Source organism: Promicromonospora sp. NPDC050249, assembly GCF_040656015.1.
GTDB lineage: Bacteria > Actinomycetota > Actinomycetes > Actinomycetales > Cellulomonadaceae > Promicromonospora.
Genome location: NZ_JBFAKY010000020.1, coordinates 1 through 21,775, shown reverse-complemented (window position 1 = coordinate 21,775; position 21,775 = coordinate 1). Strand labels below are relative to the sequence as shown.

Genomic DNA, 21,775 nt, shown 5'->3' with positions numbered 1-21,775 from the left:
CCCATGTTGCCCATCGGCCCGGGTCCCGGGCGCGGGTTGGGCGGTCCGGGTGGCGCCGACGGCGCGGCCTTGGCCGCCGTTCCCGCCGCCTCGCCCTGAGGCTTGTCTTCCCCGCTCACGCTGCTCACGCTGCCTCCTCCAGGCTCATCTGGGACGTCACGATCTCCTGGTACGTCGGGTTGTCGGCCAGCAGCTCCGCATGCGTGCCCCTGCCGACGATGCGGCCGTGGTCGAGCACCAGGATCTGCTCGGCGTCCCGGATGGTCGCCACCCGCTGGGCCACGATGATCGTCGTCGCATCGCGGGTCTGCGGCCGCAGGGCCGCCCGCAGCCGCGCGTCGGTCGCGTAGTCGAGCGCGGAGAAGCTGTCGTCGAACAGGTAGATCCGTGGGCGCCGGATCACCGCCCGCGCGATCGCCAGCCGCTGCCGCTGCCCGCCGGAGAACGTGGCACCGCCCTGCGCCACCACCGCCTCGAGGCCGCTGCCGTTCTCGTCGTTGCCCAGCGCCTCGACGAAGTCACGCGCCTGCGCCACCTCGAGCGCGGCCCACATCTCCTCCTCGGTGGCGTCGGGCTTGCCGTACCGGAGGTTGTCCGCGACGGTCCCGGTGAACAGGAACGCCTTCTGCGGCACCAGCCCCATGAGCGAGCCCAGGTCGCGCTGCGTGACGTCGCGGACGTCGATCCCGTCGACGCGTACCGTCCCGCCCGTCGCGTCGAACAGGCGCGGCACCAGGTTCAGCAGCGTCGACTTGCCCGCGCCCGTCGAGCCGATGATCGCGGTGATCTGGCCCGGCTCGGCGGCGAACGTCAGGTCGTGCAGCACGGGCGCCTCCGCACCCGGGTAGCGGAACTCGACGTCCTCGAAGGTGACGCGACCGCGCGGTGCTTCGTCCTCGCCGATCGAGCCCTCCTCGCCGGTCGAGTCTGTCGAGTCTGTCGAGACCAGCCGCACCGGGTTCTCCGGGTCGACGACCGACGACTTCGTCTCGAGCACCTCCCCGATCCGCTCCGCGGCGACAGCCGCACGCGGGATCATCATGAAGATCATCGTGGACATCATCACGGCCATGAGGATGTACATGAGGTAGCTCAGGAACGCCGTCAGGGAGCCGATCTCCAACTCTCCCGCTTCGATCTCACGCGCGCCGAACCACAGCACAGCCACCGAGGACATGTTCATGATGAGCATGACCACGGGGAACGTGAGGGCCATCAGCTGGCCGGCGCGGAGCGAGGTGTCGTACAGCTCCTCGTTCACCACGCCGAAGCGTTCCTTCTCGCGGCCCTCACGCACGAACGCGCGCACGACCCGCAGGCCCGTGATCTGCTCGCGCAGCACGCTGTTGATGGCGTCGATCCGCTTCTGCATGCGCCGGAAGTGCGGCACCATGCGCCACACGATGACGCCGGCCGTCGCGGCCAGCACCGGGACGATGACCAGCAGGAGGCCGGACATCGTGACGTCCTCGGACAGCGCCAGGATGACTCCGCCGACCAGCATGATCGGCGCCATCACCATGATGGTGAACGTCATGAGCACGGTCATCTGGACCTGCTGCACGTCGTTGGTGCCCCGCGTGATGAGGGTCGGCGCGCCGAACTGCGCCATCTCCCGCGCGGAGAACGTCTGCACGGTGTGGAACAGGTCGCGTCGCAGGTCCCGGCCGAACGCCGTGGCGACCTGCGCGCCGAAGTAGACGGCGACGACGGAGGCCACGACCTGGCCCAGCGACACGACGAGCATCCAGCCGCCGGTGCGCCAGATGTGGCCGATGTCGCCGACCACCACGCCGTCGTCGATGATGTCTGCGTTCAGGCTGGGCAGATAGAGCGCCGCGAGCGTCTGCACCAGCTGCAGGACGAGCACCGCTACCACCGCCCAGCGGTACGGGCCCAAGTACTTTCGGGCAAGCGTGACAAGCATTAAAAACAGTTCCCTTCGAGGCTGGGGGCTGGAGAACCAGGGGTTGGGGCGCCCGGTGCCGCAGTACTGGAGGCTGCTGCGTCCGGGAGCTCAAGGCCAGGCTTTTTCGCCGGCGCGTTCGGTGGACCGGCAAGGCCGTTCACGAGGGCGTCCGCAAGGACGTCGGCGGGGATCTCCGGCAGCAGGTCGTCGAGCCGCGTGTGCGTACCGGCGATGGCTGACTCGATGAGCGCGATCGCCACCTCGACGGGGACGCGCAGGCGGTGCAGGTCCGGCGCCAGGACCGCGGTGATGCCGCCGACGGTAGCCGCGTGCTGACTCACGCGCTGGGTCATCAGCTCGTCGCGGAACGCGGTCATCCGACGGCGGGTCGCGTCGTCGTCGCCCGGGGGCATGGCGACCCGCAGCTGGCGCAGCACGGACATCCACCGCATGGCCTCTGCGGTGCGGCCCCTGCCCGCTTCGATCACGAGCTCCAGCCGCCGCTCCAGCGGAAGCGTCGAGTCGATCGCCGTGAGCTCGGCGAACGTCTCCTCCGGCCCGGCCGCACGGTGCAGTCCTTCGACCGCCACGGCTCCGACCAGCGCCGTCTTGTCGCCGAAGGCCCGGAACAGGGTGCCCTCCGCGACGCCGGCGGCCTGCGCCAGCTCGCGGGACGTGACGTCGTTGCCGCGCTCCGCGACGAGCGGGAGCACCGAGTCGATGATGGCCGCCTTGCGGTCCTCCGGCGCCATGGGGGCTGCCCGACGTCGTGCGTTGTCCATGCCTCGACGCTAAATGAGTGAGCACTCACTCCGCAACTCGTTATCCGGGGAGCGTACGGGCGACGAAGTAGAGCGCCTGTCCGGCTCTCCCCGTGACATCAGGGAGAGTCGGACAGGCGCTCTACGTCGTCGCTCGTACGCTCAGGCTCAGCCGGCCGGCGGTGCCGGCGGGGCCGGGGGCGCCGGCGGAGGCGGCGTCGGGCCACCGGCCGGTCGCTGCCCGCGCTCGTGGGTCGGGTCGAACGGCTCGCCCGACCGGGTGCCCGCGCTCGTCGCGTCGGCCACGGCGGCCTCCGCCTGACGCTGCGCCTCGGCGAGAGCCTCGCTCGGGTCCTGCAGCAGCGGCTTGTCGAGGACCGGCGCCGCCGGGCGCGGGCCGTCGGACGGGCTGTCGCCGCCAGGAGGCGTCGGGATGCCCGGCATGCCCGGCGTCCCGCCGAAGCCCTGGGCGATGCTGCCCAGCGCCGCGGTGAACTCGGTGGGGATGACCCACGTCGTGTTCGACGTGCCCTGCGCGATCTGCGGCAGCATCTGCAGGTACTGGTAGGCCAGCAGCTTGGGGTCCGCGTTACCGCGGTGGATGGCGTCGAAGACCTGGATGATCGCGCGCGACTCACCCTCGGCCCGCAGGATCTGCGACTGCGCGGCACCCTCAGCGGTCAGGATCGCGGACTGCTTCTCACCCTCGGCGGTCAGGATGGCCGACTGCTTGATGCCCTCCGCGGTCAGGATCGCGGCACGGCGGTCACGCTCGGCGCGCATCTGCTGCTCCATCGCGCCCTGGATCGAGGGCGGCGGCTCGATCGACTTGAGCTCGACACGGTTGACGCGGATGCCCCAGCGCCCGGTCGCCTCGTCGAGCACGCCACGGAGCTGGCCGTTGATCTGGTCACGGCTGGTGAGCGTCTGCTCCAGGTCCATCGAACCGATGACGTTACGCAGGGTCGTGACGGTGAGCTGCTCGATCGCCGTGATGTAGTTCGCGATCTCGTAGACCGCGGACTTGGCGTCCGTCACCTGGAAGTAGATGACGGTGTCGATCTCGACGACCAGGTTGTCACTGGTGATCACCGGCTGGGGCGGGAACGACACGACCTGCTCACGCAGGTCGACGCCGGCGCGGACCCGGTCGACGAACGGCACCAGCACGTGCAGGCCGGGGTCGAGCGTCTTCGAGTACCGACCGAGGCGCTCGACCACGAGCGCCACCGACTGAGGAACGATCCGCACCGCACGGATCACCGCGACGATACCGACGATCACGACCAGGGCAATGATCAGATAGAGCAGGACTTGCCCGAATGACTCCACGACGTCTCCTTACGCGGGCACCTAGGCCCGCACGGACTGTTTCAAGCTTCTGACTGGAACGGCAGCTTCCGACTGGGACTGCTTCACGCTGGGACTGCAACAGCAAAGGCCGCGCCCAGGCGCCAGGCCGTCAGGCCGGCTCGACGACGGCGGTCGCGCCGTCGATCTGGACCACACGAACGCTAGTGCCGGCAGCCAGCAGAGGCGAGCCGGGTACGGCTCGTGCGCTCCACACCTCGCCGCTGAGCTTGATCAGCCCCGACGCGGTGCTGACCTCCTGGACGACCGACGCGGTGCGCCCCACGTTCGCCTCGGCGTTGGTGGGCGCCTTCGGCGTGCTGTTGCGCAGGTGACGAATGAGCGTGGGTCGCAGCGTCACGAGCAGCACGACGGAGGCCACGACGAAGACGATCGCCTGCACCCACAGCGGACTGCCGGCCGCGTTCGCCACGCCTGCGGCCAGCGCGCCGCCCGCGAACATGATGAAGACGAAATCCAGTGACAAGAGTTCGATCAACGCGAATATCAGCGCTGCGCCTACCCACCACAACCAGGCCATGGGTGCTCCCTCCGAGCTTCCACTCCGGCTGGTGACCGGTCGTCGACGGAACCTCTCCGCCGACGGGTCCTCGCGGTGAATCTACCGCCACCTCGGACCTTTGCCCGGACTTTACCAAGGTCCACTGACACAGCGGTAGCGAAATCGGTGTTTCAACTTGGTTTCTTTGTTGCGCAGATTATTTCAGCGTCGACGACGCCGGCGCGCATTGATCGCGCGCGGTTCGACGCCGGATCGGCGGCCCGATCAGCCTGCGGTTCAGCGAGCAGCGCGAGCGAGCCAGCGCCCGCCGCCGTGCGCCACGATGAGCGGGAGCCCGAACGCCGCCGAGAGGTTGTCCGCGGTCAGGACCTCCTCGATCGGCCCGGCGGCCTGGATGCCCGCCTTCTTCATCAGCAGCAGGTGCGTGAAGCCCGGCGGGATCTCCTCGACGTGGTGCGTCACGTGCACCAGGACCGGGGAGAGCCGGTCGTGCGCGAGCTCGGAGAGCGCGGCCACCAGCTCCTCGCGGCCGCCCAGGTCGAGACCGGCGCCGGGCTCGTCGAGCAGCAGCAGCTCCGGGTCGGTCATGAGGGCGCGGGCGATCTGCACGCGCTTGCGCTCGCCCTCCGACAGGGTGCCGTAGGTGCGGTCGGCGAGGTGGTCGACGTCGAACAGCGCCAGCAGGTCCTTCGCGCGCTGCTCGTCGAGCTCGTCGTAGGTCTCGGTCCAGCGGCCGGTCACGCCGTAGGCGGCGGTCAGCACGACGTCGCGCACCGTCTCAGCCGTCGGGAGACGCTCGGCGAGCGCAGCGCTCGAGATACCGATGCGCGGGCGGAGCTCGAACACGTCGACCCTGCCGAGGGTCGAGTCGAGGATCTTTGCCGTACCCGACGTCGGGTGGAGGCGCGCCGCGACGATCTGGAGGAGAGTTGTCTTGCCCGCACCGTTCGGGCCGAGCACGATCCACCGTTCTCCTTCGTTCACCTGCCAGTCCACGGAATCGAGGATGGTCGAGGTGCCGCGACGGACGGTGACGCCCGTGAGTTGGAGAACCGAGCTCATGGGCACCGACGATACCCGAGGAGTAGTCATTTACAGTTCTGCGGTGGACACCGATCAGGACCTCCCCCGGAGCGTGCTGCTCGCCCTGTGGCTGCAGGGCATAGGCGACACCTCGGACGCCGTGAAGTCCGTGGTGGGCGACGACGAGCCGCACACCGTGGAGGGGCTACCCGGCTTTGCCGACGGCACCAACCTCGACACGCTCTTCACCGCCTGGACGACGGGGCCGCGCGAGGTCTGCGCGCTGCTGCCCGCGCCCGGCGACCCGGCGGGCGTGCCCGCGGTCGCCAACCTCGAGGCCACGGAGGCCGGGGAGTGCGTGGTGGTCACGACGCCGGACGGGAGCTGGGCGGCGGTGCCCAAGGTCCAGGCGTTCGGCAGCCATATCGAGCCCGGGCACATGGTGACGTGGCAGGTGCTGGAGGTCCCCGCGTGGACCACCCTGGTGCTCGGCGCCGTCGGCTCGGTCGCCGACGCCGAGCGTGAGCTCCGCACGAGCCTGATGACGGCCACCGACGCCCTCGACCAGCTCGACGTGGCCCGCTGGCGCGACGACGCCGCCGACGCGATCGAGCGGATCCGGTCCGCCAGCACGTCGTCCTGGCCCGTGCCGCACCTGGACGGTCGGCGTGCCCGCGTGCTGGACCTGGCCAGCCGCCTGCGCGCCATCGTCGCCCTGGGCACGGTGGACGACGGCGGCGCGGTGAACGTCTTCCAGGTCGACCAGCGCTCCACGGCGCTGCGCGAGGTCGACCGTACGGCCCGCCACGCGATGAGCGCGGCCACCTACGGCGAGGTGCGCTGAGCGCCGACAGCTCACCCGCCCCGGGCGGACCAGACCCGCCACGCGAGCTCCACCCGGTTGCGGACGCCGAGCCGGTCCATCGCCGAGCTGACGTACGCCTTGACCGTGCTCTCGCTGAGGTGCAGGTCCGCGGCGATCTCCGCGTTGGTGCGGCCCTGGGCGAGCAGGTCCGCCACATCGTGCTCCCTGGCCGTCAGGGCCGCGAGCCGGTCGGCGGCGTGCTCGGCGTCGTCCTCCCCGGCGCGTCCGCGGCGCAGGTCCCGGGCGACCTGGTGGGCGACGGCGGGCGACAGCCACGTCTCCCCCGCCGCGGTCCCCCGCACCGCCCGCAGGAGGTCGTGCGGGTCGCCTGACTTGAGCAGGAACCCGTCCGCGCCCAGGCCGATCGCCCGGCGCACGTACTCGCTCTCGCCGAAGCTCGTCAGCACGACGACCCGCACCTCGATCCGCTCCCTGCGGATCGCCTCCAGCGTGCCGAGCCCGTCGAGCACCGGCATCCGGACATCCAGCACCACGACGTCGAACAGCCGCGACCGGAGCACGGCGAGCGCCTCGCGGCCGTCCGCGGCCTGCGCGACGACGTCGATGTCCGGGTCGGTGGCGAAGGTGGCCGCGAGCACGTCACGCACGCGGGAGTCGTCGTCGACCAGGAGAACCCGGACCCTCACCACAGGGGCTCCGCGGCGAGGTTCGTGACGCGGGTGACCGCGTCGCCGTCGGCGCACACCTCGACGGACGCGGCGGCGAGGGGAAAGTTCCCGTCGGTGTAGGCGCGGCAGGTCGAGCCGGGAGGTGGTTCGGGCGACCGCGCGAGGCGGACGAGCGCCTGCCGCTCGGGCACCAGGGCGTCCAGCTCGGCGGTCGGCAGGCCGACGGCGAACCGGGCGATGACCTCGGGTTCCGCGGTGGTGTCGTGGGACGCCCAGGTCCAGAACCCGACGACGGCGGCGCACGCCACCGCTACCGGCACCGCCGTCTGACGGACCAGGGCGCGCAGCGGACGCGTGCCCACCGGCTCGACGAGTTCGGCGCTCCCGAGCGGATCGCCCGTGGGCTGGGCGGGCACGGAGGCGGCCAGGACGTGCGTGGCGTCGTCGTGCCGGACCTCCAGGCTGCCGCCGAGCGCAGCGACCCGGCGGCGCAGCGCGTCGATCCCGTGCCCGCCGTGGCCGGCCTCCGCGGGCGCCGGTGCGCCGGAGGTCGCCACGCGTGCCTCGACGACGTCGCCCGGCGCCCCTGCCGAACCCGACAGCACGACGGCGACCGGGCTGCCCGAGGCGTGCCGTGCGGCGTTGGTGAGCCCTTCGCGGACGATCGCGTGCACCGCCAGGCGGGCGGGCACCGCCACCCTGTCGACGTCGCCGTGCAGCGTGACCAGCGCACCGGCCTGCCGGGCCCGCGCGACGAGGTCCTCGATGTCGTCCGTGACCGGCTCGTCGCGCGCCGTGCCGTGCAGCAGGGCGACGGTGTCGTGCAGGCTCGCCACGGCGCGCTCGGCCTGTGCCCGCAGCTGTCCGGCGAGCTCAGCGTCCGCGCCGTCGACCCGCAGCTCGAGCAGCCCCGCCTGCATGGCGATGAGGCTGAGCTCGTGACCCACCAGGTCGTGCACCTCGTCGGCGACCCGACGCCGCTCGGCGGCGCGGCGGGCCGCCTCCCGCTCCCGGGCGTACCGGCCGCGCAGCAGCAGGTACTGGCCCAGGAGCAGCAGGCAGCCGAACCCGGTGAGCGCCGTCAGCTCGGCGAGGGCGAGCAGCAGCCCCGAGCCCGCCCACCAGGCGAGCCCCAGCACCCCGGCCTGGACCACGAGGAACGCCGGGACGGCCCAGCGCAGCACCGGGTGCGTTCTCATCGGCCCGAGGCTAGGCATCCCGGCGCGCCACCGTCCACACGGCCGCGCCGAAGGCAGCGACCGACCAGGCGGCGAGCACCGCGACCGCGAGCGGCCGGGAGAGGTCGGCGGCGCCGTCGACGAACGCCACGCCGGCCGGTCCGGGCAGCCACGGGCCGGCGGTGACCGGCGCGGCGAGCGTGACCACGAGCAGGACGAACGCGGCCGACAGCGCGCCCACCGCGCTACGGCACAGGAAGCCGAGCCCGACGGCGATCACCGCGGCCGCCGCGAACACCCCTGCGGCTCCCGCCGACGCCTCGGCGAGCGGGACGGGCGCGCCCGCGTTCTCGCCCAGCACCGTGCGGGCCACCAGGGCCGACGCCGGTCCGAGCACCGCGCCGAGCGTCGCCGCGACGGCGCCGGCGACGACGGTCTTTGCGGCCACCACCACCCACCGGCGCGGCGTGGCGAGGAAGGTGGGCCCCACGGACCCCGCCGCGTACTCCGGTGTCACCAGGTGGAGGGCGAACCCGGTCACGGCGATCTGCGCGAAGCTCACCACGGGCCCGAGGATGTCGGTCACGGGCACCCGGGCGCCCGGCGGCAGCTCCCCCGTCGAGACGGCGTGCACCACGTCGTTGGCGAGCGTCAGCGCCGTGACCAGGGCGATCGCGGTGGCCGACCCGAGCCAGAGCACGGGTTCAGGGGCCGACCACGCCTTGCCCCACTCGGCGCGGACGACGGCGGAGAGCTCGCGGAGCGCGTCAGCCAGCACGGCGCACCTCCGTCCCCGTGGCGACGGTCCCGCGGGAGGCGGACGTGCCGGCCGCGGGACCGGCGTCGGCCAGGTACTCGGCGGAGCCCTCGACGAGGTTCAGGTATCCCGATTCCAGGGCCGACATGCCCTCCGCCAGGTGCTCCGGCGTGGCCCGCGCGGCGAGCTCAGCGGTGGGCACGTCGGCCAGCAGCCGGCCCCTGCCGAGCACCAGGACGCGGTCGGCCACGAGCTGCACCTCGGACATCAGGTGGCTGGAGATCAGCACGGTGCGGCCGTCGTCGGCCAGCCGGCGCAACAGACGGCGGATCCACCGCACGCCGTCGGTGTCCAGGCCGTTGACGGGCTCGTCGAGCAGCACGGCGCGCGGATCGCCGAGCAGCGCGGCGGCCAGCCCCAGGCGCTGCCCCATCCCGAGCGAGAACCCGCCCGCCCGGCGGCGCGCCACGCCGCTCAGCCCGGTGAGGTCGAGCGCCTCCTCCACGCGGGACGCCGGGATCCGGTTGCTGCGGGCCAGCGCGAGCAGGTGCTGCCGGGCGGAGCGCCGCGGATGCACCGGACGCCCGCCCAGGTGCGCGCCGACGACGGTCAGCGGCCGGCGCAGCGTCGTGTACCGGCGGCCGGCCACGAGCGCCGTGCCCGACGTCGCGTGGTCCAGCCCCAGGACGACGCGCATCAGCGTCGACTTGCCCGCGCCGTTGGGGCCCAGCAGGCCGGTCACGCTGCCGGTCGCCACCTCGCAGGTCACGTCGTCCAGCGCGGTGGTGGTGCCGTATCTCTTGGTCAGGTGCTCGATCTGGATCATGCGGCCAGCCTCGCCCGCGGCAGGGCGGGGCCGGTACCGACGAAAGTGCCGACTCTCAGGACTGCCCGGCCCTCAGGCTCGCCCGAGCACCTGCCGGTAGACGTCCATCGTGCGCTCGCCGATCGCCGACCAGGTGAAGTGCTCCTCGGCCCGACGGCGCCCCGCGGCGCCCATCGCGGCGGCACCCGCGGGATCGGTCGCGACGCGCGTCAGCGCCGCCGCGAGGTCGGCGACGAAGCGGTCGGGGTCGAGCGGCGTGCCCGTCCCGTCGTCGGACTGGTCGATGGGGACCAGCAGGCCGGTGACGCCGTCGTCGACCACCTCGGGGATGCCGCCCGTGGCCGTGCCGACCACGGGCAGGCCAACGGCCATGGCCTCGAGGTTCACGATGCCGAGCGGCTCGTAGACGCTCGGGCAGACGAAGACGGTGCAGGCCGCCAGGACCGCGATGAGGTCGGGGCGCGGCAGCATCTCCTCGATCCAGACGACGCCCGTGCGGGACTCGCGCAGACGTTCGACCAGGCGCAGGACCTCGGCCATGATCTCCGGGGTGTCGGGTGCGCCCGCGCACAGCACGAGCTGCACCTCCGGGGGCAGCTCGGCGGCGGCGCGCAGCAGGTACGGCAGACCCTTCTGCCGGGTGATGCGGCCGACGAACACGACGGCCGGCCGGTCGGGGTCGATCCCGTGGCGGCGCACGGTCGCCGCGGCGGCGGCCTGCGCGGCGTCGTCGTCCGCCGCCGGGCGACGCCAGCCCGACAGGTCGATGCCGTTGTGCACCACGTGCACGCGCTCGGGGTCGAGCTCCGGGTAGACGCGCAGGATGTCGGCCCGCATGCCCGCCGAGACCGCGATGACGCCCGCCGCACCCAGGTACGCGGTGCGCTCGGCCCACGACGAGAGGGTGTAGCCGCCGCCGAGCTGCTCGGCCTTCCAGGGGCGCAGCGGCTCCAGGGAGTGTGCGGTGACCACGTGCGGCACGCCGTGCAGCAGCCCGCCCAGGTGGCCCGCCATGTTGGCGTACCAGGTGTGCGAGTGGACCAGGTCGGCGCCGGCGACATCGTCGGCCATGACGAGGTCCGTGCCGAGCGTGGCCAGCGCGGGGTTAGCGCCCGCGAGCGCCTTCGGGGTCAGGTACCCGGTGACGCCCGAGGCCTCGGTCGCGGCGTCGCGCGGGCCGTCGAAGCAGCGCACCCGCACGTCGGCGTGCAGCGCGAGCACCGCGGCGAGCTCGGCCACGTGGACGCCCGCACCGCCATAGACGTGCGGCGGGAACTCGCGGGTCAGCAGGTCGACGCGGAGGCTGCCGTCGGGCCGCCCTCCGGGGCGATGCTCGGGCTCCGGGGCAGGAACGGAACGGGGGGCGAAGCCTGGTGCGGCAGCGACGTCGGACATCTGGCCAACCTAGCGTGCGCGAAGTCTCAGCGTGCCATCTGACGGACCAGCCCAAAAGGGCTTAATGTCACCCGTATGGCTTCCGCTCCTCGCGTCCTAGCGATCGTCCTCGCCGGCGGCGAGGGAAAGCGGCTGATGCCGCTGACCGCCGCCCGCGCCAAGCCCGCAGTGCCCTTCGGCGGCATCTACCGTCTGGTGGACTTCGCTCTCTCCAACATCGTCAACTCGCGTTACCTGCACGTCGTCGTGCTGACGCAGTACAAGTCCCACTCCCTGGACCGCCACATCTCCAAGACGTGGCGCATGTCGCCGCTGCTGGGGAACTTCGTGGCGCCGGTCCCCGCGCAGCAGCGCGTGGGCAAGCACTGGTATCTCGGCAGTGCCGACGCGATCTACCAGTGCCTCAACATCATCGATGACGAGCGGCCCGACATCGTGGTCGTGGTCGGGGCGGACCACGTCTACCGCATGGACTTCTCCCAGATGGTGGACGCACACATCGAGTCGGGGGCGCGGGCGTCGGTCGCCGCGATCCGGCAGCCGATCGGCATGGCCGACCAGTTCGGCGTCATCGACGTCGACCCCGCCGACCCGACGAAGATCCGCGAGTTCCTGGAGAAGCCGACCGACCCGACGGGGTTGCCCGACTCCCCCGGCGAGATCCTCGCCTCGATGGGCAACTACGTGTTCGACGCCGACGCGCTGGTCGAGGCCGTCACCAAGGACGCAGCGAACCCGGACTCGCGGCACGACATGGGCGGCGACATCATCCCCGCGTTCGTCGCGCAGGGCGAGGCCGGCGTGTACGACTTCATCCGCAACGACGTGCCGGGTTCCACCGACCGCGACCGCGGCTACTGGCGCGACGTCGGGACCATCGACTCCTACTACGACGCCCACGTCGACCTCATCGCCGTGCACCCGATCTTCAACCTCTACAACTACGACTGGCCGCTGTACACGGGCTACACCGGCCTGCCGCCGGCGAAGTTCGTGCACGCCGGTCCGGGGCGCATGGGCCACGCGGCGGAATCCATAGTCTCGCCGGGCGTGCTGATCTCGGGCGCGCAGGCCGCGGGGTCCGTGCTCTCGCCGGGCGTGCACCTGCACTCGTACTCGAACGTGTCGAACTCCGTGCTGATGGACGACGTCCAGGTGCACCGGTACGCGCACGTGCACCGGGCGATCGTCGACAAGAACGTCATCGTCAACGAGCGGGCCCGGATCGGCGTCGACCACGACGAGGACCGGGCGCGGGGCTTCACGGTCACGGAGTCGGGCCTGACGGTGGTCCCGAAGGGCACGGTCGTCAACTGACGGGGCTGCGCCAGGCCGCCGAGGCGTGAGCCGTTGAACGTAGGAGTAGTCGCACCCTGAACGCTCGGGGTGCGACTACTCCTACGTTCGGCGCATCCATATTCCAGCTTGCTCTTGCCCGGTCGGCCTCCCAGCCCTTATTGTCAGTTCGACATTAAGGGGGGTGATGACAGGTGACCGACGACGAAGACACGTGGACGCCACCGGAGATCCTGGTGGCGGTCGACCTCGTGATCCTGACCTTGCGTGCGTCGGTCTTCCACGTGCTGCTGATCGAGCGGGGGATCGAGCCCTTCAAGGGCGCCCAGGCCCTGCCGGGAGGGTTCCTCAACAACTCCGAGGAGGACATCTACGCCGCCGCCCTGCGCGAGCTCCAGGAGGAGGCGGATCTGGATGGCGCCGGTCTGCACATCGAGCAGCTCGGGGCCTACGGCACACCCGGTCGCGACCCGCGCGGCCGCGTGCTCTCGATCGCCTACCTGGCGATCGCACCAGGGCTTCCCGAGCCTGTCGCCGGCACCGACGCGTCAGGAGCCGCATGGGTGCCCGTCGAGCACGCCCTGTCCGGCCAGGTCCAGCTCGCGTTCGACCACTGGAAGATCGTCAGCGACGCCGTCGAGCGGGCGAGGACAAAACTTGAGCACACACCGCTGGCGACAGCCTTCTGCTCCAAGACCTTCACCATCACCGACCTCCAGGAGGTCTACGAGGCGGTGTGGGGAGTCGACCTCGACCCACGCAACTTCTACCGCAAGGTCCAGCGCGTTCCGGGCTTCATCGAGTCCGCCGGCGCTGACCGACGCATGACAACCGGCCGTCCCGCCCGCCTGTTCCGCGCGGGACCTGCCACCACACTGCACCCCCCGCTCACCCGCCCTGAACCATCGAACGATTCCGAGGAGGGTCGATGACTGACACACGCGTGGTCGTCGTTCTGACAGCACTGGATCTCGAGTACAAGGCAGTCCGGAAGCACCTGAAGGACATCGAGCAACATCGCCACAGCAGCGGGACGCGGTTCGAGATAGGCACCGTCAACGGCACGGACTGCCGGATCGCACTCGGCCTCGTCGGAGTCGGCAACTCGAATTCGGCTGTGCTCGCCGAGCGGGCCATCCAGAAGTTCTCGCCGGTGGCGGCCCTGTTCGTCGGAGTGGCGGGAGCAGTGTGGGACTCCATACCACTCGGCCAGATCGTGGTGGCCGACCGCGTCTACGCCTACCACGGAGGCACCAGCGAGGACGACGGTCACAAGGCACGCCCCAGGACCTGGGAGACGTCCCACCATCTCAGCCAGCTCGCTCACCAGCTCGAGCGTTCCGGGACCTGGACAGCCCGATTGCCGCTCGACGCCCGGATGTCGGACGGCGGCCGTCCGAGTGTCAGATTTGGTTCCATCGCGGCAGGCGAGGTGGTCCTGAACTCTCGGGTATCCGTCGAGGCTCGTCGGATACGCGAGCACTACAACGACACAACGGCGATCGAGATGGAGGCTGCTGGCATCGCCCATGCCGGTCACCTCAACAGTGCCCCGGTCGCCATCATCCGCGGCATCAGCGACCGGGCCGACGGTGAGAAGACCTCGGCAAACGATGGCACCTGGCAACCCCGGGCGGCGGCGCACGCCGCGGCATTCGCGATCGAGCTCGCAGTCGAACTGGCCAACGAAGCAGAGGAGACGTCCATGACCCCGAACGATTCTCGCGCCACACTCCCGCCTGCCCCGACCAGCACCACCGTGAACAACACAGCCTCAGGCAACGTGGGGATCCAGGCGGCGAACGTCGCCGGCAGTTCCGTCTGGATGTCGACGACACCGCAGCACGCTCAGGAAGTAGACCCACCCAAGGCACTGGCTGAGCTTCGTGTTCTGCTCGATCGCCACCGCGCCGACGGCGCCCTCGACGACGACACTTACACGGCCGCGCAGACCGAGATCGCGGCTGCTGAGACCGCGCTCCGCGACCCCGACCTGGCGACCAGGAAGAAGTCCGTACTTGCACTCAAGCGCCTCAAGGGCCTCGTGGGCGACGTGACGGATCTTGCGGCGAAGACCGCCGTCGTCATCACGGCCGTGAACGGTCTCGCATGAACGCCCACGCCGCACCGCCCCCGCCTCCTGAACCGCCGACGATCACGACAGACAACACCGCCGGGCACGGGGCTACCGTCGGCATTCAGGCGAGCGTCGTCCACAACGCGAACGTCTACCAGATCAGTGCGAACGATCCGCCGGAGAAGAAGTACAAGACGGGCATAAGGTACCTGGAGGATGGAGTTCCCCGTAAGGCCGAGGAACTGTTCAGCGAGGCCATAGCCGATGGGCTGGACACCGCGGACGTGCGCTTTCACTGGGCGTTGTCGATGTTCAGTGCGCGGTCGGACCGGGACCTCACGAAGGACGAACGCATCCGTCTCCTCGCCGCGGCCGAACGTTTCGTCACCTACGAGGACGACGAGCAGTACGGCCAGGCGCTCGGTGCGATCCGTGAACTTATAGTTCACCGGCTCCGCCCATCGACAGAGGGCACAAAACTGGCAGAGAAGCAGATCTTGGCGCTGCCCGTGGAGACCCGAGAAATGGTGATTCGGCACCTCGACAAGTTGCTCTCGGCGGCGACGAAGGACAAGGTCTGGGCGAAGATCAGGGAGCAAGCCCGTCTCGACCGCTATTCCGCGAACCGGCGTCACCGGGTCTGGGCCTACTTCGAACCCGACCCTGCCGGGCCCAGAGTCCGCCCTGCCGAGCGTCCGCACATCGCTCCTGGTGAACGTGCCCGGATCGCTACAGGAACCCTCCTTTGCGTCCTCACCGTCGGATACCTCGGGTGGCTGACTCTGAGTAGCGCTGCTCCCGTGGCGATAGTGGCGTACGCCCTCGCGGTGGCCGCGGCCTGTGTCACTGGCCGCAATGCTTTCGAATGGCGCTATCGCGTCAGGCGGCTCAGCAGGGAAGAACGTCGGCGGCAAGGCAGTCCAGCCGGTGCCAGCGCCCAGGAACAGGGATTCGCCGCGAGTGTCACCAAGTCGTTCGAGTACTACTTCAGCAAGTACAGGCCGCACGGCAGCCACAAGGACTGGTGGCTAGCCGAGACAGCCGGCCTCCGCGCTTACCTGCGAGACGAGATCGTCGAGATCTACCGAGAGCGCGACGTCTCGTTCGCAAGCGTCGTCTGGCTGATCCGCTACCACGCCGTCGACGTGGAGAAGCAGTGGCGCGCGGGCACCCTCGACGACCACAGGGTGCGCTATCACGTCACCGACAAGACCAAGCTACGTTGCGTGCTAGGGCTGACGATCCTGTTGCTCACATTCGGCACAGTCGTCCAGAACGCGATCCAGGCCCAACCAGTCGGAGCAGCGATCGTCACGTTCCTCGCCGTGGCCAGCGGGGTGTACACCGCGAAAAAGTGGCACTGGGTCGCCAGTGGAAGGCGCCACTACCTCGACGACATCGACGACGCACGACGGCGCAAGGAGGGGCGAGAGAACGAATTCCTCCGCTGGAAGCAACGGCTTGTCGACACCCGGCCGAGCGAGGACGAGATGGAGACCTGGCTGCGCAGCGATACCACGATCCTGATCGCCGATGCTCTTGAGCACTTCCGCATTTCGTGGCGCGACGTGATCTCATACGCCGTACTCCGGGTTCCTACCACTAGCGCGAGCAGAGCTCAGGAACTCAACGGTCCTTGGCGGTACGACAGATACGCATTGCGGCTGTTCCTGATCACCGAAGACGGCGTCCGCGAGGTCAGCAAGGTGCTGAACTTCGAAACAGGTGGGTTCACCGGCGAGGAACGCAACACCTTCCGCTTCGATGCGGTCTCCTCGGTCAACGTCGTCAAAAGCACTGACGGCAGGCAGAACCTGCGGTTGACTCTCACCAACGGACCGACCAGAGACATCCTCGTCACCAAGGGACCAGATCGGGAGCTCGCCGAGCACGACCTACGGAACCCCGAACGGCCTGACCGCGATCCCGAGGGCGAACCGGAGAACTCGTTGGACATAAGCCTCGATACCACCGGGTTCGCACCGACCCTTCGCATCCTCGAAGGGATCGCGGCAGACGGCAAGAATTGGATCGCCCGGGGTAACTACTGACACGTCGGGTCTGAGACCTGCGCGGGCGGCCATCGAACGTAGGAGTAGTCGCACTCTGAGCGCTCATAGTGCGTCCACTCCTACGTTCGGCGTCCGGACAGCGACCAGGCCTACGTTCGGCGTGTGTGACCGCAGCACGTGGACCGCTCGGCGGAGCGGTGAGGTGCTCCGGCACACTGGTCCCCGTGAAGCGACTCATCGTGACCGACGTGGACTCGACCTTCTTCCGCCAGGAGGTCATCGAGCTCATCGCCGAGCATGCCGGCACCCGCGACGAGGTCGCGGCCGTGACCGAGCGGGCGATGCGCGGCGAGCTGGACTTCGCGGCGTCCCTGCGGGAGCGTGTCGCGACCCTGGCCGGCGTGCCCGTCGCGGCGCTGGACAAGGTGCGCGCCGCCGTCGAGCTGACGCCGGGCGCGCGCGAGCTGGTGGCCGAGTGCCAGGCGCGCGGCTGGGCGTTCGGGCTGGTGTCTGGCGGTTTCGCCGAGATCGTCGAGCCGGTCGCGCAGGAGCTCGGGATCACGCTGCTCCGCGCCAACCGCCTCGAGGTAGCGGACGGCGTGCTGACCGGCCGGACCGTCGGCCCCGTCATCGACCGCGAGGCGAAGGCCGCGACCCTGCGTGAGTGGGCCGCCGACCTGGGGATCCCGCTGGAGCACACCGTGGCGGTGGGCGACGGCGCGAACGACCTCGGCATGATCGAGATCGCGGGCGTCGGCGTGGCCTTCAACGCCAAGCCGGTCGTGCGGGAACAGGCCCCCCACTCGATCGAGAACCGCCTGGACGCCGTCCTCGACCTCCTCTAGCACGTTGAGTGCGTGAGGTCTGCCCTTCTGACACACGAGAAGGGCAGACATCACGCACTCAGCGAGGCACTCAGGCGGGGCGGGTCACCTCGGTCAGGCGGGCCAGCTTGCGATCCCAGTCCGCCCACGCGGCGTCGGCCTCCAGCACGGCATACGTCGCCGTCGGGACGCCGACACGGACCTGCGCGAGCGCGCCGTCCTCCGAGCCCGGGCCGGCCAGCAGCTCGGCGGTACCCGCCATCGCGGGCTCGTGACCGATCACGAGCACCGTCCGGCTGGTCGGGTCGAGCTCGCGCACGAGCGCGAGGACACCGCGCGGCATCGCCCCCAGGAGCTCGTCGGTGTATGCCACCGGCGGCTCCCCCAGGTGCTTGCGCGCGAGGTCCCACGTCTGCCGGGTGCGTACCGCCCCGGAGACGAGGACGGCGTCGGGCACGAGGCCGGACGCGACCAACGCCGCACCGACCTTCGCCGCCTGGTCCCGGCCACGCAACGCGAGCGGCCGCTGCTCGTCGGGAAGTTCCGACGGCGGCTCCGCCTTCGCGTGCCGGAGCAACACCAGTCGCCGCACCGGCGACGTAGTGGGCTCCGTGCCCGACGCTCTGCCCATCAGTGCCTCCTGCCCATCTATTGACCCATGGCGTGCACGCCGCCGTCGACGTGCACGATCTCGCCGGTCGTCGCCGGGAACCAGTCCGACAGCAGCGCGCACACGGCACGTGCCGCCGGCTCCGCGGTGGTCTGGTCCCAGCCGAGCGGGGCTCGGGTCGGCCAGGCGTCCTCCATCGTCGCGAAGCCCGGGATGGACTTGGCGGCGGTGGTGCGGATCGGCCCTGCCGAGACGAGGTTGCAGCGGATTCCTTCGGGGCCAAGGTCGCGCGCCAGGTAGCGGTTCGCGGACTCCAGGCCGGCCTTGGCCACGCCCATCCAGTCGTAGACCGGCCAGGCGAACTGCGCGTCGAACGTCAGCCCGACGACGGCGCCGCCGTCCGTCATCAGCTCCCTCGCGGCCACGGCGATCGACTTGTACGAGAACGTGGAGACGTGCAGCGCGGTGGCGACGTCCTCCCAGGTGCCCGTGAGGAAGTTGCCGCCCATGACGGACTGCGGGGCGAACCCGATCGAGTGCACCACGCCGTCGAGCCTGTCGAAGCCCTCCGCGCGCACGGCGTCGGCCAGTGCGTCGAGGTTCTCCTGGCTGGTCGCGTCCAGCTCGACCACCGGTGCCTCGACCGGCAGCCGCTTCGAGAAGGCCTGCGTGAGCTTCATCTGCCGCCCGAAGGACGAGAGAATCACCTCGGCGCCCTCGTCCTGAGCGAGCCGGGCTGCGTGGAATGCGATCGACGAGTCCGTCAGCACGCCCGTGACGAGCAGCTTCTTACCTTCGAGGAGACCCATGTTGTCCTTCCGATCAGGCGCAGGCGTGCCGAGGCGACCCCTGCGCTGGGTGCGAGCGTAGTGCGAGTTGCGGCGTGGAACGAAACTCCGCGCCGTGCCTCATGGCAAAAGTGTTGGATATATTCGGGCAAAACCGCAGGCCGCGGCGCCAGAGTACGGCTCAGTGCCCCATCCCGAGACCACCGTCGACCGGGATGACCGCGCCGGAGACGTAGCCCGCGGCGTCGGACGCGATGAACGACACCACGGACGCGATCTCGTCCGCCGAGGCGAAGCGGCCGGCCGGGATCGTCTTGAGGTAGCTGCTGCGCACGTCCTCGGACAGCGCGGCGGTCATGTCCGTCTCGACGTAGCCCGGCGCGACGACGTTCGCCGTGATGCCGCGCGCGCCGAGCTCGCGCGTGATCGACCGCGCCATGCCCACCAGGGCGGCCTTGGACGACGAGTAGTTGACCTGGCCGGGGCCGCCGGACATGCCCACGATCGAGCCGATCAGCACGATGCGGCCCTTACGGGCCCGGATCATGCCCTTCGACGCGCGGCGCACGCAGCGGAAGGTCCCGGTGAGGTTCACGTCGATCACGGACTCGAACTCGTCGTCGCTCATGCGCATCAGGAGCTGGTCCTTGGTGACGCCGGCGTTGGCCACGAGCACCTCGACGGGCCCCATGTCCTTCTCGATGGCGGTGAACGCGGCGTCGACGGCGGCGGAGTCGGTGACGTCGGCCACATAGGCCTCGACACCCTTGGGCAGGTCGCCGCCGCGGTAGATGGTGGCGACGCGGTCGCCGTCGGCCACGAAGCGCTCGGCGATCGCGCGGCCGATGCCGCGCGCGGCGCCCGTCACGACGACTACCCGGCCGGTAGGACCTGCGGCGATGCTCTGTGTGTCGGGCGTGGTGGTCACCTGAACTCCTCGATGCTGTGATGATGCACGTTCGCATGAGGCCGCGCGAGGCTGGGGCGGCGGCCGGTACCTGGCTCGATCCGGGTCCGTTGCGACGCTACCCCGCGCGTCGGGCGGGCGCCGCGCGCGGCGCGGCCACAGGGATCCACCGGTCCTTGTCGGTTACCTACAACAACCTGTGACCAACGCCGCGCGTGCGGAGGTCGGACGGCGTGTCTGACGGGCACGTCCCGGACGTAGACTGGCGAGATGAGCGAGCCGGTTCCGTCCATCACCTCGGCCCCCGAGCCGCTGGCAGTGGACCAGGCGCGCCGCACGCGCAGCTATCTGATCCAGATGTCCATCCGCGTGGTGTGCATCATCGGCGCGGTGCTCGTGGACGGCTGGGTGCGCTGGGCGCTCGTCGCCGCCGCCGTGGTGCTGCCGTACTCAGCGGTGCTCATCGCGAACGCCGGGCGGGACCAGGTGACGCACGACACCTCGCCCGTGACGCCCGCTGCGGCGCCCGCGCTCACCGAGCTGTCCGACGTCGCCCCCGACGCGCCGCGGGCCCCTGGTGCTCCCACCCCGAGCGCGCCCGGCGCCGGGCGCGTCATCGACCACGTCGACGACTGAGAGAACTGCTGATGGACCTCCTCGGCCTCTCCGGCCCCGCACCCGACCCCGTGCCAGAGGGCGAGCTCATCTGCAGCGCCAAGGGCTGCCGCGAGCAGGCGGCGTGGGGCCTCCTGTGGAACAACCCCAAGCTGCACACGCCCGAACGCCGCAAGGTCTGGCTCGCGTGCGACGAGCACCGTGAGCACCTCGAGCAGTTCCTCGCGTCGCGGTCGTTCTGGAAGCAGACGGTGGCGGTGGCGGAGCTGGACCGGGTGTCGTGAGCGACGGCGCCGCGAGCACCGCGGGCGAGGAGTCCCGCGGCCCGCGCACGACGCGCCAGTGGGTGATCCTGGCGGTGGCCGCCGTGGTCCTCGCTGCACTGTGCCTGGTCGCGGGCCGCTGGCAGTGGGACCGCGCCGAGTCGCGCAACGCCGAGATCGACCTCGTGAACGCCAACTGGTCGGCGCCGGTGGTGCCCGTGGACGAGATCCTGGCCGGGCCGGGCGCCGTCGTGCCGGAGGACGAGGTCTGGCAGCGGGTGGAGCTCACCGGCGAGTACGTCACCGACGCGACGGTGCTGCTGCGCAACCGGCCGGTGGGCGGACAGGGCGGGTACCACGTGCTGGTCCCGTTCGAGGCGCGGGTCGGCGGGCAGGACGTCGTCATGGTGATCGACCGCGGGTTCGTGCCGCTCGGCGCCGACGGGTCGCGGCCGGACGCCGTACCCGCGCCGCCGTCGGGCACCGTGACCGTCGTGGCGTCGCTGCGGGCCGACGAACCCGCCTCGGACCGGGACGCGCCGCCCGGGCAGGTGCAGGCGATCTCGACCGAGCAGGTGCTCGCCGCAGGGCCGGACGGCGCAGCCTGGGCCGATGGGCGCACCGTCGGCGCGTACGGCGCGCTGCGGGCCGAGGAGCCGGCGCCGCGGACCGGGCTGGCGTCCCTGCCCAAACCGGACACCGACCCGGGGTCGCACCTGTCGTACGCGTTCCAGTGGTGCATCTTCGCGATCGGCGCGATCAGCGGGTACGTGCTGCTGTGGCGCCGCGAGCGGGGGGCCCTGCGCGGCGAGTCCGTGTCGGCGGGTGACCTGCTGCTGGCCTCCGGCGAGGCGGCGGACGGCGAGGGTGTGCGGGCGCGCAGGCCGGCCCGCGAGCGGCGTCAGACCGCTGAGGACGAGGAAGACGCGCTGATCGAGGCCCAGCTGCGCTGAAGCGCGCGACCGCGGGCTTGTCGAGACACGATCCCCGTCGGTCGAGCCTGTCGAGACCTGCTGGGGTGACTACACGTCTGCGGGGTGTGTTGCTCTGCGTAGACATTGTCCACGCAGAGCAACACACCCCGCGGGGGTTGTGTCGACCCCGGGGGAAAAAACGCGAGGGGGAAGGGCAGCAGGGAAAGATAGGAAGAGCGGGGTGGGAGGGAAT

At 70.7% G+C, this 21,775-nt stretch carries 22 protein-coding genes; 9 read left to right on the top strand and 13 right to left on the bottom strand.

Translation table 11 applies throughout. The annotated features are described in order from the left end of the window. Nucleotides 1–124: 124 nt before the first annotated feature. The 5 genes from AB0I32_RS17055 to AB0I32_RS17035 form a co-directional block, all read right to left on the bottom strand. Nucleotides 125–1,927, bottom strand: a complete 1,803-nt coding sequence (locus tag AB0I32_RS17055) for an ABC transporter ATP-binding protein (protein ID WP_357508045.1) — start codon at nt 1,925–1,927, stop codon at nt 125–127. Further along, the gene (locus AB0I32_RS17050; protein WP_357508043.1) at nt 1,927–2,691 is read right to left on the bottom strand and encodes a TetR/AcrR family transcriptional regulator; all 765 of its coding nucleotides are present in this window, start codon (nt 2,689–2,691) and stop codon (nt 1,927–1,929) included. The genes AB0I32_RS17055 and AB0I32_RS17050 overlap by 1 nt, the downstream gene beginning before the upstream one ends. Nucleotides 2,692–2,838: 147 nt before the next feature. Next, nucleotides 2,839–4,002, bottom strand: a complete 1,164-nt coding sequence (locus AB0I32_RS17045) for an SPFH domain-containing protein (protein WP_357508041.1) — start codon at nt 4,000–4,002, stop codon at nt 2,839–2,841. 130 nt (nt 4,003–4,132) lie between these two features. Next, a complete protein-coding gene (locus AB0I32_RS17040; RefSeq protein ID WP_357508039.1) occupies nt 4,133–4,561 on the bottom strand; it encodes an NfeD family protein in 429 nt (142 codons plus the stop codon). Between the two features lie 258 nt (nt 4,562–4,819). Further along, nucleotides 4,820–5,605: an ABC transporter ATP-binding protein gene (locus AB0I32_RS17035; protein WP_357508037.1), complete on the bottom strand. Its 786-nt coding sequence runs from the start codon at nt 5,603–5,605 to the stop codon at nt 4,820–4,822. 43 nt (nt 5,606–5,648) lie between these two features. Between AB0I32_RS17035 and AB0I32_RS17030 the strand changes: the two genes are divergently transcribed. Then, entirely contained in the window at nt 5,649–6,410 is a 762-nt protein-coding gene (locus AB0I32_RS17030) for a hypothetical protein (RefSeq protein ID WP_357508035.1), read from the top strand. A gap of 11 nt (nt 6,411–6,421) precedes the next feature. Here the strand turns inward: AB0I32_RS17030 and AB0I32_RS17025 are convergent, their stop codons facing one another. From AB0I32_RS17025 to glgA, 5 genes are all read right to left on the bottom strand, one after another. Beyond that, nucleotides 6,422–7,078, bottom strand: coding sequence for a response regulator transcription factor (locus AB0I32_RS17025; protein ID WP_357508033.1), 657 nt, complete (start codon nt 7,076–7,078; stop codon nt 6,422–6,424). After that, a complete protein-coding gene (locus AB0I32_RS17020) occupies nt 7,075–8,259 on the bottom strand; it encodes a histidine kinase (RefSeq protein ID WP_357508031.1) in 1,185 nt (394 codons plus the stop codon). Before AB0I32_RS17020 ends, AB0I32_RS17025 begins: the two co-directional genes overlap by 4 nt. Nucleotides 8,260–8,269: 10 nt before the next feature. Further along, a complete protein-coding gene (locus AB0I32_RS17015) occupies nt 8,270–9,016 on the bottom strand; it encodes a hypothetical protein (protein WP_357508029.1) in 747 nt (248 codons plus the stop codon). After that, complete coding sequence (locus AB0I32_RS17010; RefSeq protein ID WP_357508027.1) at nt 9,006–9,821, bottom strand: ATP-binding cassette domain-containing protein; 816 nt, start codon at nt 9,819–9,821, stop codon at nt 9,006–9,008. Before AB0I32_RS17010 ends, AB0I32_RS17015 begins: the two co-directional genes overlap by 11 nt. A gap of 72 nt (nt 9,822–9,893) precedes the next feature. Further along, a complete protein-coding gene (glgA, locus tag AB0I32_RS17005) occupies nt 9,894–11,216 on the bottom strand; it encodes a glycogen synthase (RefSeq protein WP_357508025.1) in 1,323 nt (440 codons plus the stop codon). 75 nt (nt 11,217–11,291) lie between these two features. Here glgA and glgC point away from each other — a divergent pair, with 75 nt between their 5' ends. The 5 genes from glgC (at nt 11,292) to serB (ending at nt 17,446) form a co-directional block, all read left to right on the top strand. Continuing rightward, the gene (gene glgC / locus AB0I32_RS17000; protein WP_357508023.1) at nt 11,292–12,533 is read left to right on the top strand and encodes a glucose-1-phosphate adenylyltransferase; all 1,242 of its coding nucleotides are present in this window, start codon (nt 11,292–11,294) and stop codon (nt 12,531–12,533) included. Between the two features lie 173 nt (nt 12,534–12,706). Beyond that, a complete protein-coding gene (locus AB0I32_RS16995) occupies nt 12,707–13,444 on the top strand; it encodes an NUDIX domain-containing protein (protein ID WP_357508021.1) in 738 nt (245 codons plus the stop codon). After that, on the top strand, nt 13,441–14,625 hold the full coding sequence (locus AB0I32_RS16990) for a 5'-methylthioadenosine/S-adenosylhomocysteine nucleosidase (protein ID WP_357508019.1): 1,185 nt from the start codon (nt 13,441–13,443) through the stop codon (nt 14,623–14,625). The genes AB0I32_RS16995 and AB0I32_RS16990 overlap by 4 nt, the downstream gene beginning before the upstream one ends. Next, nucleotides 14,622–16,640 carry a hypothetical protein gene (locus AB0I32_RS16985; protein ID WP_357508017.1) on the top strand — a complete coding sequence of 673 codons (2,019 nt, stop codon included), beginning with the start codon at nt 14,622–14,624 and terminating at the stop codon, nt 16,638–16,640. Before AB0I32_RS16990 ends, AB0I32_RS16985 begins: the two co-directional genes overlap by 4 nt. A 185-nt stretch (nt 16,641–16,825) precedes the next feature. Next, the gene (gene serB, locus AB0I32_RS16980) at nt 16,826–17,446 is read left to right on the top strand and encodes a phosphoserine phosphatase SerB (protein ID WP_357508015.1); all 621 of its coding nucleotides are present in this window, start codon (nt 16,826–16,828) and stop codon (nt 17,444–17,446) included. A 70-nt stretch (nt 17,447–17,516) separates the two neighbouring features. Here the strand turns inward: serB and AB0I32_RS16975 are convergent, their stop codons facing one another. The 3 genes from AB0I32_RS16975 to fabG all read right to left on the bottom strand — a co-directional run bounded on the left by AB0I32_RS16975 (nt 17,517) and on the right by fabG (nt 19,751). Continuing rightward, nucleotides 17,517–18,056: a histidine phosphatase family protein gene (locus AB0I32_RS16975; RefSeq protein WP_357508013.1), complete on the bottom strand. Its 540-nt coding sequence runs from the start codon at nt 18,054–18,056 to the stop codon at nt 17,517–17,519. A 17-nt stretch (nt 18,057–18,073) separates the two neighbouring features. After that, entirely contained in the window at nt 18,074–18,844 is a 771-nt protein-coding gene (gene fabI / locus AB0I32_RS16970) for an enoyl-ACP reductase FabI (protein ID WP_357508011.1), read from the bottom strand. 160 nt (nt 18,845–19,004) lie between these two features. Beyond that, complete coding sequence (fabG, locus tag AB0I32_RS16965) at nt 19,005–19,751, bottom strand: 3-oxoacyl-ACP reductase FabG (protein WP_357508009.1); 747 nt, start codon at nt 19,749–19,751, stop codon at nt 19,005–19,007. Nucleotides 19,752–20,000: 249 nt separating this feature from the next. On the opposite strand from fabG, the gene AB0I32_RS16960 reads away from it, so the two are divergent. The 3 genes from AB0I32_RS16960 to AB0I32_RS16950 are packed head-to-tail and all read left to right on the top strand — an operon-like array spanning nt 20,001 to nt 21,561. Then, nucleotides 20,001–20,366 (top strand): DUF3099 domain-containing protein, encoded by a 366-nt coding sequence (locus AB0I32_RS16960; protein WP_357508007.1) that lies wholly within the window; start codon nt 20,001–20,003, stop codon nt 20,364–20,366. Between the two features lie 11 nt (nt 20,367–20,377). After that, nucleotides 20,378–20,629, top strand: coding sequence for a hypothetical protein (locus AB0I32_RS16955; RefSeq protein ID WP_357508005.1), 252 nt, complete (start codon nt 20,378–20,380; stop codon nt 20,627–20,629). Further along, nucleotides 20,626–21,561, top strand: a complete 936-nt coding sequence (locus tag AB0I32_RS16950; protein WP_357508003.1) for an SURF1 family protein — start codon at nt 20,626–20,628, stop codon at nt 21,559–21,561. The genes AB0I32_RS16955 and AB0I32_RS16950 overlap by 4 nt, the downstream gene beginning before the upstream one ends. The last annotated feature ends 214 nt before the right edge of the window (nt 21,562–21,775 follow it).

Excerpts from the sequence above, each read along its gene's own strand:
- AB0I32_RS17055 (WP_357508045.1), bottom strand. The coding sequence starts at position 1,927 with ATGCTTGTCACGCTTGCCCGAAAGTACTTGGGCCCGTACCGCTGGGCG.
- AB0I32_RS17050 (WP_357508043.1), bottom strand. The coding sequence starts at position 2,691 with ATGGACAACGCACGACGTCGGGCAGCCCCCATGGCGCCGGAGGACCGC.
- AB0I32_RS17040 (WP_357508039.1), bottom strand. The coding sequence starts at position 4,561 with ATGGCCTGGTTGTGGTGGGTAGGCGCAGCGCTGATATTCGCGTTGATC.
- AB0I32_RS17035 (WP_357508037.1), bottom strand. The coding sequence starts at position 5,605 with ATGAGCTCGGTTCTCCAACTCACGGGCGTCACCGTCCGTCGCGGCACC.
- AB0I32_RS17020 (WP_357508031.1), bottom strand. The coding sequence starts at position 8,259 with ATGAGAACGCACCCGGTGCTGCGCTGGGCCGTCCCGGCGTTCCTCGTG.
- AB0I32_RS17010 (WP_357508027.1), bottom strand. The coding sequence starts at position 9,821 with ATGATCCAGATCGAGCACCTGACCAAGAGATACGGCACCACCACCGCG.
- glgA (WP_357508025.1), bottom strand. The coding sequence starts at position 11,216 with ATGTCCGACGTCGCTGCCGCACCAGGCTTCGCCCCCCGTTCCGTTCCT.
- glgC (WP_357508023.1), top strand. The coding sequence starts at position 11,292 with ATGGCTTCCGCTCCTCGCGTCCTAGCGATCGTCCTCGCCGGCGGCGAG.
- AB0I32_RS16990 (WP_357508019.1), top strand. The coding sequence starts at position 13,441 with ATGACTGACACACGCGTGGTCGTCGTTCTGACAGCACTGGATCTCGAG.
- AB0I32_RS16985 (WP_357508017.1), top strand. The coding sequence starts at position 14,622 with ATGAACGCCCACGCCGCACCGCCCCCGCCTCCTGAACCGCCGACGATC.
- AB0I32_RS16975 (WP_357508013.1), bottom strand. The coding sequence starts at position 18,056 with ATGGGCAGAGCGTCGGGCACGGAGCCCACTACGTCGCCGGTGCGGCGA.
- fabI (WP_357508011.1), bottom strand. The coding sequence starts at position 18,844 with ATGGGTCTCCTCGAAGGTAAGAAGCTGCTCGTCACGGGCGTGCTGACG.
- AB0I32_RS16960 (WP_357508007.1), top strand. The coding sequence starts at position 20,001 with ATGAGCGAGCCGGTTCCGTCCATCACCTCGGCCCCCGAGCCGCTGGCA.
- AB0I32_RS16955 (WP_357508005.1), top strand. The coding sequence starts at position 20,378 with ATGGACCTCCTCGGCCTCTCCGGCCCCGCACCCGACCCCGTGCCAGAG.